Source organism: Flavobacterium luteolum (genome assembly GCF_027111275.1).
Taxonomy (GTDB): domain Bacteria; phylum Bacteroidota; class Bacteroidia; order Flavobacteriales; family Flavobacteriaceae; genus Flavobacterium; species Flavobacterium luteolum.
This window is the reverse complement of the sequence record NZ_CP114286.1, coordinates 3344365-3357453: the sequence shown is the minus strand read 5'-3', so window position 1 is coordinate 3357453 and position 13089 is coordinate 3344365. Positions and strand designations below refer to the sequence as shown.

Here is a 13089-nt window from a genome sequence, read left to right as displayed (position 1 = left end):
CTATGGAAGAAAAGGCTGTAGTATAATTAGAAGTACTTTATCCCAATTTTCATCAGTGAGCTTTAACTGCCTCTTGAATATCTTCTTTTATGAACTCCCAGTGTTTTTTTCTTAGGCATATTGGGTCTAAATCAGCGTCAGCAAAACCAAAATCCACAAAATTGCTTAAGATAATATCTCTATCATGCGTATATTCGCAACGCTTTTTATGTAGTTCAAGCATATCAGATATTTGATAATCAGGAAGCAGTTCATGAAGATCCCAAAAATCTTTCTTGCGTCCCCCATACAAAACTACATCCAATTTCATTGCAATGATATCTTCTACTACAGCCAGCCGTACACCATCAATTACAACCGCATCATACAGAAAGCTATCATTGCTGTAATAGACATCAAGTTTTACAGTGTTGTCAGGATCTGACCCTATCAGGTAAGATTTTCCCATTCCAACGATCCCTCCAAAGCCAGTATCTACATAGGCAAAATTTGCAAACAGATAATCTTCAATGGCTTCAAAATCAATTGAACCGTATTCGCTATCTGTAAAAAGATCAATATCGATGGAAATCCTGTGGCCCATATGCAGACTGAGAGCAGTTCCTCCGACTAAACGAAAATCTTTGAATTCTTCTGCGTTCATTAGTTCCAAAAGGCTTTCTTTTAGCAGTTCATTAACTGTCTCCCAATGAATCATCGTTTTTTAATTTTACTTGATCTGCTTTTTTTGCCCTCCTTCATTTTTTTCAGCACTGGTCTTATTCTGGAAGATCCATAAAAACGTACTGTTTCTTTTTTCTCACTGATATTACCGCGTTCAAAAACTCTTTGGATAACTGCCCCATACTGTTTTTCCCACTTAATTTTATGAATATCGGTATCCCAGAACAAACTTGTTCTAAATATTGTAACATTGGGGTGATTGTTAAAAGAATCACTGGTTTCTTTTACTTTTTCAATATCAAAATACACCTGTAGAATCATAAGTGTGCCTTCTTCTAGATGAAGCGCATTTTCAATCTTTAGGGCCGTGGAAGTGTTAAGATTCCTTTTTCCCTGAATGATAGCATTTAAAGTCTGCGGATATTCATCAACAGATTGCGCAAAAGGGCGCTGTGCCAGTTTTCTTTTTTCCAGCTCACGTTTAATTACTGCTCCAGGATGTATTCCTTTATATTTTTCAAAACTCTTTTCCACAGTACAAATATAAACAAATTTGTTTACACAAAACAAACGTAAACCTCTAAATACCAATCAATAATTTAACGGTCAATTTTTAAAACTAGGCATTTTGACACTTGAAAATTTAAAAAATAATAACTAACTTCGCCTAGTCTGTTTTTGCTTTTTATAAAGAATTATACAACCCTTACATTTTTGAATTTATAAAAAGCAAAAACAGACTGAAAACACTGATATTATAAGGGATTGGAAGATTAATAAAATTAATATATACCGCAAAAGATACCCGATCGGGATCATTAATGCACAAATTCCAAAATATATACCCGAAAGGGACTTTTCTTTAACTTTTTAAAAATTTTATACCTTTACGGGACTTTTTAAAAAAAATATTGTATTTTTATACCCGAAAAGGTATAGAAAATGAGCAATTTATCTCCATTTATTAAGTACTACCGTAAAAGATACGGTTTTACGCAAGAAGAGTTGGCCGCAAAAGCCGGTGTTGGTCTGCGCTTTATCCGCGAATTGGAACAGGGTAAAGAAACGGTACAGCTTGATAAAGTCCAACAAGTCCTTTCATTATTCGGCTTTGAACTCACACCTACAAGGCAGACTTTAAATCCATATCAAATATATAGCACTTATCTAAACAAAAGTGTCAAAATCACTTTAAAGAACAAAGTCTCAAAATATGGAATGTTACTGAGTGAAATTTTAGACCCCAAGGAAGGTACAATTTCAGGATGGGAATTTATCTCCAGCAACCACATTATAAACAATAACTTAAAACATTATACAGCAGAGATAATCCAACATGACGATATCCAAGAAATAGAAGAACAGATATGAAAAGAGGAAACGTTTACAAAAAAGATTTATTTGCAGGAACTATCTGGGAAGATGAAAATGGATTTTTTTTTCAATATGATGAAAAATACTTAGAATCGCCAAAATATGGTCCTGTAAGCAGAACGCTGCCATTAAGAACTGAATTTTTTACTGACAAAAATATGATCCCCTTTTTTGACGGATTAATACCGGAAGGATGGCTTCTTGAAATTGCCATAGAGAACTGGAAACTTAATGCGAGAGACCGAATGAGCTTATTACTAACTCTTTGCCGAGACTGTATCGGCGATATAAGCATAACCACCAACTCATGAAATGCCTGCTTTGCTACAAGGAACTACCTGATGATGAAATTGATTTTCATCCCAAATGTCTGCAAAATACTTTTGGCATTAAAAAAATGCCTGAAATCGAAATAGACGACAAAAAACTTGTATCATACGCCAAAGAAATAATTGATACAAAAGCCGCTGTAACCGGAGTTCAGCCTAAATTGAGCCTCTGGTTGGAAGGCAGAAAAAATAATATTCGTTTTACAATAATTGATAATAAGAGCAATTATATTTTCAAGCCACAAAGTGACACACATCAATCACTGCCAGAAAATGAAGATTTGTGCATGCATCTGGCACAGCTTTTCGGAATAAAAACAGCTGACCATGGCTTAGTGAGACTGCCTAGCGGAAATCTCGCATATTTAACTAAACGCTTCGACCGTAATGATGAACAGAAATTAGCCTGTGAAGATCTATGCCAGCTTACCGAAACCCTGACCGAGGGGAAATACAAAGGAAGCCATGAAAAAACAGGAAAAACTATCAGGCAGTACTCTTCCCAAGCGGGTCTAGATTCTCTCAGATATTTTGAAATAATTGTGTTTAGTTTTGTTACCGGCAATGCAGATATGCACTTAAAAAACTTTTCAATGCTGGAGCAGGAAGATGGACTTTTTACTATCAGCCCTGCATATGACCTGGTGAGCACCTATCTGGTAATCCCAAATGAAAACGAACAATTGAGCCTGGCTGTTAACGGAAAGAGGAACAAGCTTCGAAAAAGCGATTTTGCAATATTGGGAAAAAGCTTGGGACTTACTGAAAAACAAATCGAGAACACGTATAAAATATTTTCAAAAAGAATAAACAAAGCCGTCTGGTGGATTGAAAACAGTTTCTTGCCTGAAGAGCAAAAGGAAAAGCTGATCAATTTAATCTCGACCAGAATCGAAATGCTGAATAGCTGAAATTAATAAAGTAATATCCTGTATTTTTTCGAAAGTTTCGAAAGTTTTTCGTATTTATTCCACGAAAATTACTAAAACTCGAAAACTTAAAATTTCGAAAAGCTGTACTTCGTAATGTCTGTTATTAAGTACTGTTCACATAACTATTTGCTGGAGCTTTTGTTACAGGTAGCGAATCATCTTCGTGTACTAGATGAAGCTTTCAACAAAAGAAAATTTAAAAACAAAAGCCTTTAAACACTATTGTTTAAAGGCTTTTAAATCTTACAATTGTTTCAAAAACATTCATATCATTCCTGAAGTTCCCTATCGGATTATTCAAGCTTTAACTGGTCAATAATGTAGAACATCTTTAAAATCCTAAGCTATGATGGGTCAAGTCTGTCTTTTGAAAACCTTCGTATTATTTTGTTGGTTTTACTTCCAATTATAATATCTTCATTATTGTAATTTTCAAAAACTTCTGGATTCAAAATAACTGGTTCCTCAATAATGTCCTGTATGAATTCAAGATCAAATTCTTCACCATGCAGTTTAACGGCAGTTTCTTTCTTATCAGCAAAAACCAAAGCTTGTTCACTATTTCCAATACACTTTAAGACCTCAAGTTCATTTGCATCTATTGCAGTAACCCTAACGCCTTTAAAATCATACATTAAAGCTTTATTATCAGCTTTTGCCAGCAGCAGATTGACACCTTCCTTATTTGCATTTTGAAGATTTATATCTAAAAACTTCTTATTAAAAAATTTCTCAATCTTTTTAAGATTACTGAAATAATCTAAAAAAGCATCAGCCTCAAATGCGTCCTTTGTAAAAGGAAGAGGAAATTGTTCCGAAGCAAAAAATAGTTTCCCTTCTCTGAAAATCTTAAATTTTAAATTAGAAGTTATTCTAGACAAAATCTTATAGAAATCAAGTCCTATGTTCGTACTTTTTATATTATCAGGCGGAATTACTTCCATATTAAAACGGTTCTGGTCATTTATTGGATCAAATTTCAGTTTAATAAGTAATGTAAATCCATTAGCAACAATCTTCAAGTGACTCTCATTTACTTCTGGACTGATTGCGGATAAGGTAAACGGATAATCATCTACTTCAAAATCGTCTTCAAAAGCAATGTTTATTTTGCAATTAAATGCGGGCCTCTTTTGCAGCGTCATACGCGAAATACTTTCTTCATTTCTGATCCGAAGATCTTTCATCATAAAACTTAACTCTTGAAGCACTTCACCTTCCAAATTGATTTCATCGAAGGTTTTATTATTTATAAATTTAAAAAATTGGTCTTTTTTGTCTCCTTCAAGCTTTAGTTTAAGATCTATATGGTATGCACTATTTTCATCTAGCGACTTGACATTTCCAATATCAATGCCCGTTTCTCCCTTCTTCAGCTCAATGCCAAGATGCCTTGCATTTGCAAAGCTCAATGCTGTATCTGCTTTTCCTATGCCCTTTGCAAGGTCTGGTAAAAAATTTTGCCTAATATCTTCGTCTATTTCCTTTATTAAATCCTCTCCTGTTGATTGTATATGTTTAATGTTATGCTTCTGCAGAAATGCCTGCTTAACACGATCTAGAGATGGAGCGACGAAATACATTTCCTTTTTATAATCGCCCAGCTGCGATATTATTTTCTTAATCATATCCTGAACATTCAGATCATCCAGAGAATATCCAATAAATAATATATGATTGGATGCAAGCCGATCCTTAACAGCATTCCAAAATACCGTACTTTCGCTTTGCTGCGTAAAATAATTTAGATAGTCAGAACTGGTCAATATAATATTTTCTATATCACTGAAGTCGGAATGGATCTTAAATAGCATCTGCTCATCTTTTTTTGCACTGGCATAATCTATACTTGTCCTTATTACTTCAATGCGATCATTTTCCAGCTCTATTAAAGTATCATAATTTGTTGTAATAATAGTTCGGAAATGTGGTATACCTGCAAGCAGTTTATGAGTCTCAGTTGTTTTTGGCTTTTTTTTGAATTCCTGTTTTAATGTATCAATAAGATAACTCTTATTTCCTTGTAGTAAAAAAATATCCTCGCAGAGCTTTGGCAGGTTCCAAGTATGCTCTACATCGCCTTTTATATCATCTGAAAGATTCTTGTGAAGAATATCGGCCAGTTCACCTCCGGATGGAAATCCCGCATATCTTGACATTCCCGCTCCTGCAAATAAAACGACTTCCTCCTTTCTTATTAATTCAAAGATTCTTTTGCTTGCCATGGTTATAAAAATTATATAGGTTTTTATTTATTAGTTATTTGCTCATCTTTAGTTTAGTCATCAAAAATAACCAAATGTTATCTTAATAACAAAACTTACAATACAACGGATTTAACCGGTATTTAATCGTTTTTTTACACGGAAAAACTTATCTTTTTATTAATTTAGACCTAACATCTTTCTTGCACATTCAATTTCTTTTGTACTATTAATTACTACTGCAAAAAAGACCTCCAGTAATTCATATTTTTTTAATCTTCTTTTCCTACTAGCCAAATCAACATTTTTTCTAAATGCCAAATAGCAAATAAAATAATGTAGACAGGTATTCATTTTTTAAATTTAAACATTTAGTAAACCAGATTTTTCCCATTGACCTGACTATTGACTAAATACCATTATATATTGATTTAACTTAAAATTAATTTCTATGAAAAATTTACCATTTTTATTTATTGCCTTAATGGTATTAGGATGCAAAACAGGAAATATACCATCTTCCCCCGTCATTCAAGACAACTCTGAAAAATCAGCAGAAGAATATCCTCTTAAGGAAATAACTGAACTATTAAAATTAGAGTACGCCAAAGCGATGAGAAGGCTTGAACGAGAAGGCATTAAAAATATAGAAATTAGCAGTGCCGAGTTAACTTTTACGGTTACCAATAAAACTAAAGTAGCAGGTAATGTCGCAGTATTAATTTTTGCAGGTTCGGGGTCGAAGGAAACTACAAATAGTTTTGGCTATACTTTTATAATGAAAAAACCCGAGGCAAAGAATGCTCCGCCTAGTATAGGAAAAAGTGCTTCACATTTATCTGATGCAATAATAGGCGCTGCTGAAAAATTCGAAAATGATCTCAAAGAATTCGCAGACCTCAAAAAGGAATCCTTTACCATTGATATAACTTATTCTATTACTGTAGAAGGAGATGGATCCCTAACATTCAACATATGGAAGATTGGTGCAGGTATAGGTGTAACTAAAAATAATGAAGTTATGCACGAAATGAAACTAGAATTTAAGCAGAAAGAGGAATCAACTGCAGATATTGACAAATCACTTTCATTTCAGTCTGATATCCAAAAAGATATTGATACAATCAAATCAGATATTGCAAGCATAAAAAAGCAAATAATCAATAAAAAATAAAATTTAAATCTTGAACTATAGGAAACGAATCTAAATTCTGAAAGCTGGAATTGTGAGCGATCAAATGACTACCTTAAAAGAACTAAAATGAAAAAAATTAAAAGATGAGAAATTTATTTACAATACTATTAATTCCATTTATAATCAGCTGTAATCAAACAGGAACGAATAACATCAATGATAAACCCGTTCACTTGTTGGCCAAGAAAGATTCAATAGTTGAAAATACTTCTTTTTCCACCCGAAACTTAGAAGCACATACAAATATTATTGCAACTTGGCGAATATACCAAGATGTAGGCCGAGATGGCGAAAAATGTGATAGCATCTCAATTAACAATGGTACCTGTACAGACAGAAATACTGAGATGATTAGAACAATAACATTCGAAACTAATGGAAATTACACTCTTGAATCGGGTTTCAAAACAAACCACATATCAAATGACAGAGGCACGTGGAAAATCGAAGGAACGAAGTACGGAATAGATTTGCTGTTATTGGAAAGCCACACTACAAAACTAACAACTGGTCCATCGGCCCCAAATATGATTACAACTTACATAATTCAGCTTGTAAATTCAAATCATTTGGTACTAATTGATGCTGGTCTGTTCAATACAATGTATTTTAAACCCAATGATAAATTAATAAATAGAGACAAAAACCAATAAGATTTTCCACAAACAGTTTGTTTTGACTTTCCGTTTCAGGAACTAAAAAATTAATGCCTCATAGTTGATGAAAAAATTAACAACAGGTACTTATACCTACAATAAATGATATTTAATTCTTATGTTTGGAAAAAGTAATATTACCATGCATATACATCCCAATTCTTCAGTCCAAAATGTTCAAATCAAAAGTTTAATTCTAATAGCTGAGAAATTTGCTCAAGCTGCTACTAAAAATGTATCAGGAGCCACAGGATTACAATTGTCTTTTGATTGCAATTCCAAAACCTTAAGTCCACTGAACCAGATGGATGGTAATGTTTTACATAACGAAATGCTATCTGATTTGATTAATCAAGTTTTTGACTTTGAAAGTCAATACAGCGATGATAGAGACCAATATTTAATTCCTCTATTAAAATATATAAAGGAAGTAATGTTCCAGGACGTTGACGCTATTCCCGTAATGAAAATACTATTTAAAAATTTATATGTAGCGGATTTTTTCGAAGATGACATATCTGCAAAGTTTTTTAAAGATAAACTAAATTTGTATTTACAAGAGCTTTAATGATCATGATCTAAAACAAAATTATAATGGTGTCAATTGACACCATTATTTTTTCTATTATTCGAACAACAATTTATAAATTCCTTACCAAGTGCAGAAACGGTATAATATACGGAACCGTCGGGCTCATAAAACGGAAAACCTTCAATAATAATGCGTTCAAGTACTCCCAGACGAATAAGGTTGGAAATTTCAATGTCTGAAAGTTTAGTACTTGCTATTCTTTTCTGTCGATTAACTTCAATTTGTTCAATTAGCTTCAATTTATCCAATTCCATTACTTCTCTTGATGATAATTGATTTAAGATAAATGGAAAAATTGATGATTCATAATTTTGAGATTCATCACTGAAGTTCACGATGAGATTACACCATTTTTGCTGAAGCGTTTCATCTTCTTCAAGTGATGAAAATTCCAATAAAGGAACAAGCATTTTTAAGTTTATTTGCTTAATCTTAAAATTATTTTCTTCGGCAATTTTCTTTGCACTGGAGAATATCTTTATTTGATTTTTTAAGCGTCGTAATTTGACGTGGTCAGCAAGCAATAGGCCGGCTTCTTCCAATGAGGAACCAGCAAGTTTTTCAATAAATCCAGCGATTAAATCTATTCCTTTTTCAATTGCTGTTGAAGATATATCAACCTTTACATTTTCCATATCTAATTTGATTAACATGAATTTATAGTTTTACAACCAAGTTACTCGAGACTTCATAATATAAGAAGTTAAAAGTTGTACGACCATTCGTCGTTATAGTTAATCTCTAAGCTTTCAACAAATGCCTGTTCTGCAAGACTTATTGCTGAGGCCCTATTATCCAAAAGTGTGTCAACCTCTTTATCCGACAAAATATCAAAATCTTCAGCTTCTGGTCCAATAAAAAATCTAGGATAACTTTCTCCACGTCCTAACCAAGATTCCAAAGAAGATGTCTTAAATTTAGGAATTTTATTGTTTTTATCAAAAGGATCTACATAGACCAATAATGGCACGATGTTTTCGGGCCTAGATTTAAACCCAAATAAATTGAAAATTCTTATTCCTTCAACCTCTTCAGAATCAATTGGCTGAAAATCATTTGCATAATTCAATAAAAATAAAACATATGCGTTGGCTCTAACTCCTCCATAAGTTATTTTTTCTGGTAAATCAGGAGCTGAAAATCTACCTCCCGGCCTATCATAGTATACTGGATCAAGGTATTCTCTATTACAATATAGCTGAAAATGAGTAAATGCCTCTTTTCGTTTACTTGGAGAATAAATGGTGAAATAATTTGAGTAGGTAGTTATCCAAAACCATTTTTTCATATCATCTAACTGCTTTCTTGTCGGTTCCGAAACTAAATTAAAGAATTCAGTAAGAAACACTAATTGGATACTGGCAGGAAGTAGTTTACTATAAACAACACTTAACTCTTCAAACAAGAATTTCACAGCTTTTCTGATACTCAATAGCGTTTTCCTAGTTTGCTGTGTAAAATTAATTTCCTGGAGCACTTCTTCTATGGAAACATCTAAATACAATTTACCAAAAGAGCTTTGTATACATTGCAGTACCAATTCACGTTTTATGCCTTCAAAATTATATTTTTTTAAATCTACCAAAAGTTCATCAATCAAAGTACCTAGTCTAAAATCATCTTGGCGATTATACGTGCGCGCAGAGACTATCCAATCCGGAGAAATAATTGAACCTTTTGAATTTAACCTTGAAAAAATGTCTACGGCTTTTTCTATAGTTCCACCAGTGATATCAATTGATGGAAGAGTAAAATCTATCAAAGTGCTCCCTAATTTTTCATACCTGTCCAAATATAAATTTATGTCATCATCACTATAGTACATATCCTGAAGGTTTCTTTGGAAAGTATACGAAGCCCTGGTATCCATTAATTTATATACGGGTATCTGATAAGGTTCCAAATTTTTACTTCGTGGCAGAAAAAACTCTTCCTTTTTTAAATCATAACAAATTTGAAATTCTTTCTCCCAAAGTGATCTATTTATTTGAAGGGTTGTTTTGTCAGGGTTAATCAGACAACCAAACAAAGTAGACAATCTCTGGAATCCATCCAGAATGTAAAAGTAATTGTCTTCTTTTTGAGGAATAGTATATGGACCAATCATTAAACCTTCACCATAACTCTCATCTGGTTTCCAAAGTAGTATTGAACCGATTGGATAACCTTCACTCAAACTGTCAAAAAGATCAATTTTGTTTTTTTTATCCCATACAAAATCTCTCTGGAATGCAGGAATTTGTAATATCCCTTTTTCTATATCTTCAATATAATGTATAAGTCTTCTAACTCTCGATTCAACTTTTAATTTGTCATTTATCATAATAGAGATTTAACTTTATTTACAATTTCCTGTAATTCATTTTCATATTTAGTACCCCCACATCTGCCTATTAGGGAATTTTTTGTAACATTTGGATCATTAAAAAGTTTTCCAAATTCATTTTTAAAATTTTCACTATTGTATTTAACTGTGTTTATACCAGCTTGAAGAATTTTCCAACTTCTATCATTCAATGAAGCATAAAAGTCTTCAACTTCTTTATTTCCCTTTTTTGCTCCCCTTTCATGTATTAAGCCTTTTTCCAAATCAAAATAATCTTTCTGTATTGTGCTTAAATTGCAATACTCATTTAGATAGTTATCTTCTAAAGTTGCCAATATTAATTCAGGAACATAATTTTCCATTTCTCTTTTAACAAGAACATGGTGCGTAATTTCATTCTTAGTGAGGTACTTAACAATATTTTCTTTATCATTGCCAAGTGCGGAAACATTTGTTTTTTTATCACTGTCCATGATAACGAAAAATCTTAGATAGACTTTTTTATCTTTCTTTGGCCAGGTTTGCATTGATCTAAATGTACCATTAATTACACTCTTAATTGGGCCTGCTCCGCCTGCATGATCAAATATAATCCACCCTTTACTAAGATGTTTCAAAATCTCTTTATCTTCATCAAAATGTTTGAAAAGTGCCTCCAAAAAATATCGATCATTTAAACCGTGCTCTAAAAGAATGTTTAATGGCTGATCGAGATACAATATAGCTTCATCTGTACTAAAGTGATTATTTCCAGATACTTTTGAAATCGTAAACTTAGGTAATATTTCAGTTCTGTTATTTGAAACATAACTAAGACTTAAAATCTCCCGATCAATCGGTTCCATTTTTTCAAAATTTACTGACTTTAAAATCGATGGGTAGTCTATAAGAAAAACATGTCGCTGGTCCCCATTTAAAATAATCCTATAGAGATTTCTAAACTCGCCTATATCATGAAATATGGCATTTTCAATGGCTATTTTCATTTCACTCGCGATTCTTGTTGGGCCGTCCTTATAGCTATAGTCTCTAATAAAGCTTCATCGAAAATACCTTTTGGCCAATGGTCTACATTTCCATTTTGGTCAATTGTTATTTTTTCTAAACTACTGCTATCTGTTTCTGAATTAAATTTTACGTAATATAGAGAAATATCTTGATGATTAATTTTTTTTGATGCAACCAAGGCCCGGATTCGTAATATGAAATTCTGAGAATGAGTCTCAATCAAATATTTTTTGCCTCCACTTTTTAGTGTATCTACAAGTAGTTCTGCAACGTCACCATGCGCACTAGGATGCAAATGAAGTTCAGGCTGTTCAACTACAACCAATGTTTCTTCAACAGTTGGCATAAAAGCTCTGGTCACAATCGGTAAAAGCTGGCTCATTCCTTGGCCGACATCCCTGAAATTAATATTTACATCTCCATTACCCCTAGTGAGTTCCAGCTGATAAAATGGTTCTGTATCTGCGTTGACCTGCAATCCCCAGCCTTCGAAACTTTTTTCATACCATTCACTTACCTGTTTGAGTAATTTCTGTTCTAGAGTCAAGGCATCTCGAATAATAATAGAATATGTATTTTCACCTTTAATACCAATATGCTTTTCACTTACTTTTTTTAAATCGCTGTACTGCCTTTCCGGTAAAACTCTGAATGGTCCAATATAATCAGTATTTATAGATAAGCTTTTTATAGGGTTAGCTCCTTTTGCCAAATTTAAATGAAACCCTCTAAAAATCTTGTCATCTGCATATTCCAATTGATCAACTTTTTCATCTGATTTCAATGTCCATGAAAAAATTTCAGGATTGTCTCCACTTCGTGGACCGGCACCAATTACAATATCTAATTTTTCATTATTGTCTTCTAGTGAAAATTCTAGTTTTCCTAACCGTGTACGTCCATATACTAGGTCTCTAAATTCAGCACCTAACTCAACACCTCCATTGTTTAATTTCAATGGTTCAGAAAAATTTCCCTGAAGCGAATTTGATAAAAGAGTAGGCAACTTAGTAATTGCTGATTTACCAGCACTATTGATTCCAATTAAAATAGTTATAGGCTTGATTACTAAAGTCTGCTCTTCTTTAAAGGACTTATAATTTTTAAACTTGATTGTATGTATCATAATAATGTTTCTACCAACAAAGATAATTAATTTTTACTCCTTTTATAAGTCCATTCAGCATTAGTCTTTTCAAAATAATTCGAATTAAATATAATTTATCTATTCTCATTCGAAATCGAGTAAAATCGTAGGCAACACAATACTTTCCTACTGTTGAACGAGTATAATGGTTGTTCCTTTTGAATTAAAAATTTTATAAGTGGCTTCCGGAATTTGGGATGAAATCTCAAGTCAAAACAAAGCTCATAGAAATATTTCCCAAAGTAACCGAAATTAATTTTTCGGAAATTCTCCATCCATTTCTCGATTTTTTTCCCTACATTTACAGAGGTTAATAAACCCAAGAATTTCAAGAGTGCCCTATAAGTGACCCTCCTTTTTTTTAAAAATATAACACCCAGTGTTTGCTGGTGCTTACGATACAGGTGGCGGAGCCTCTTTCTCCGCTGACTTTAAAACCCCTTAACTTTGTTAAGGGGTTTTCTTTTTTCTCAAAAAAGTTAAAATACAACGAACCCTGCAAATCAAATTCTTTGCAGGGTTTTGTCTTTTGCGCCCATTTTTAATATTTACACAACCTCTCAAAAAATTTCGCAATAGAATCTTGACGTGTTATTTTACTCCATTAAAAATTATAGAATCACAATTTGGAATATTATTAAAGCTTTAAAAACTGCGGCTTCT

At 32.7% G+C, this 13089-nt stretch carries 13 protein-coding genes; 6 read left to right on the top strand and 7 right to left on the bottom strand.

What is annotated here, in order from left to right:
- Nucleotides 1–52: 52 nt before the first annotated feature.
- Together OZP10_RS14335 and OZP10_RS14330 are read right to left on the bottom strand one after the other, a co-directional pair.
- Complete coding sequence (locus OZP10_RS14335) at nucleotides 53–697, bottom strand: nucleotidyl transferase AbiEii/AbiGii toxin family protein (RefSeq protein WP_281631471.1); 645 nt, start codon at nucleotides 695–697, stop codon at nucleotides 53–55.
- Entirely contained in the window at nucleotides 694–1197 is a 504-nt protein-coding gene (locus tag OZP10_RS14330; protein WP_281631470.1) for a helix-turn-helix transcriptional regulator, read from the bottom strand. The genes OZP10_RS14335 and OZP10_RS14330 overlap by 4 nt, the downstream gene beginning before the upstream one ends.
- Before the next feature lie 408 nt (nucleotides 1198–1605).
- Here OZP10_RS14330 and OZP10_RS22680 point away from each other — a divergent pair, with 408 nt between their 5' ends.
- From OZP10_RS22680 to OZP10_RS14315, 3 genes are read left to right on the top strand one after another with little or no spacing between them, the layout of a single operon-like run.
- Complete coding sequence (locus OZP10_RS22680; RefSeq protein WP_349293733.1) at nucleotides 1606–2034, top strand: helix-turn-helix transcriptional regulator; 429 nt, start codon at nucleotides 1606–1608, stop codon at nucleotides 2032–2034.
- The gene (locus OZP10_RS14320; RefSeq protein ID WP_281631469.1) at nucleotides 2031–2348 is read left to right on the top strand and encodes a HipA N-terminal domain-containing protein; all 318 of its coding nucleotides are present in this window, start codon (nucleotides 2031–2033) and stop codon (nucleotides 2346–2348) included. Before OZP10_RS22680 ends, OZP10_RS14320 begins: the two co-directional genes overlap by 4 nt.
- Nucleotides 2345–3277 (top strand): HipA domain-containing protein, encoded by a 933-nt coding sequence (locus OZP10_RS14315; protein WP_281631468.1) that lies wholly within the window; start codon nucleotides 2345–2347, stop codon nucleotides 3275–3277. Before OZP10_RS14320 ends, OZP10_RS14315 begins: the two co-directional genes overlap by 4 nt.
- Before the next feature lie 365 nt (nucleotides 3278–3642).
- Here OZP10_RS14315 and OZP10_RS14310 read toward each other — a convergent pair whose 3' ends face one another.
- Nucleotides 3643–5523, bottom strand: coding sequence for an SIR2 family protein (locus OZP10_RS14310; protein ID WP_281631467.1), 1881 nt, complete (start codon nucleotides 5521–5523; stop codon nucleotides 3643–3645).
- Between the two features lie 430 nt (nucleotides 5524–5953).
- Here OZP10_RS14310 and OZP10_RS14305 point away from each other — a divergent pair, with 430 nt between their 5' ends.
- The 3 genes from OZP10_RS14305 to OZP10_RS14295 all read left to right on the top strand — a co-directional run bounded on the left by OZP10_RS14305 (nucleotide 5954) and on the right by OZP10_RS14295 (nucleotide 7921).
- Nucleotides 5954–6676 (top strand): hypothetical protein, encoded by a 723-nt coding sequence (locus tag OZP10_RS14305; RefSeq protein WP_281631466.1) that lies wholly within the window; start codon nucleotides 5954–5956, stop codon nucleotides 6674–6676.
- A 104-nt stretch (nucleotides 6677–6780) separates the two neighbouring features.
- Nucleotides 6781–7350, top strand: a complete 570-nt coding sequence (locus OZP10_RS14300; RefSeq protein ID WP_281631465.1) for a hypothetical protein — start codon at nucleotides 6781–6783, stop codon at nucleotides 7348–7350.
- Nucleotides 7351–7471: 121 nt separating this feature from the next.
- Nucleotides 7472–7921, top strand: a complete 450-nt coding sequence (locus tag OZP10_RS14295; RefSeq protein ID WP_281631464.1) for a hypothetical protein — start codon at nucleotides 7472–7474, stop codon at nucleotides 7919–7921.
- A gap of 32 nt (nucleotides 7922–7953) precedes the next feature.
- On the opposite strand, the gene OZP10_RS14290 is transcribed toward OZP10_RS14295, so the two are convergent.
- The 4 genes from OZP10_RS14290 to OZP10_RS14275 form a co-directional block, all read right to left on the bottom strand.
- Nucleotides 7954–8580: an Abi-alpha family protein gene (locus OZP10_RS14290; protein ID WP_281631463.1), complete on the bottom strand. Its 627-nt coding sequence runs from the start codon at nucleotides 8578–8580 to the stop codon at nucleotides 7954–7956.
- 68 nt (nucleotides 8581–8648) lie between these two features.
- Entirely contained in the window at nucleotides 8649–10268 is a 1620-nt protein-coding gene (locus OZP10_RS14285; RefSeq protein ID WP_281631462.1) for a DUF262 domain-containing protein, read from the bottom strand.
- Nucleotides 10265–11257 carry a hypothetical protein gene (locus OZP10_RS14280; protein ID WP_281631461.1) on the bottom strand — a complete coding sequence of 331 codons (993 nt, stop codon included), beginning with the start codon at nucleotides 11255–11257 and terminating at the stop codon, nucleotides 10265–10267. Before OZP10_RS14280 ends, OZP10_RS14285 begins: the two co-directional genes overlap by 4 nt.
- On the bottom strand, nucleotides 11254–12405 hold the full coding sequence (locus tag OZP10_RS14275; protein ID WP_281631460.1) for an AAA family ATPase: 1152 nt from the start codon (nucleotides 12403–12405) through the stop codon (nucleotides 11254–11256). The genes OZP10_RS14280 and OZP10_RS14275 overlap by 4 nt, the downstream gene beginning before the upstream one ends.
- Nucleotides 12406–13089 lie beyond the last annotated feature (684 nt).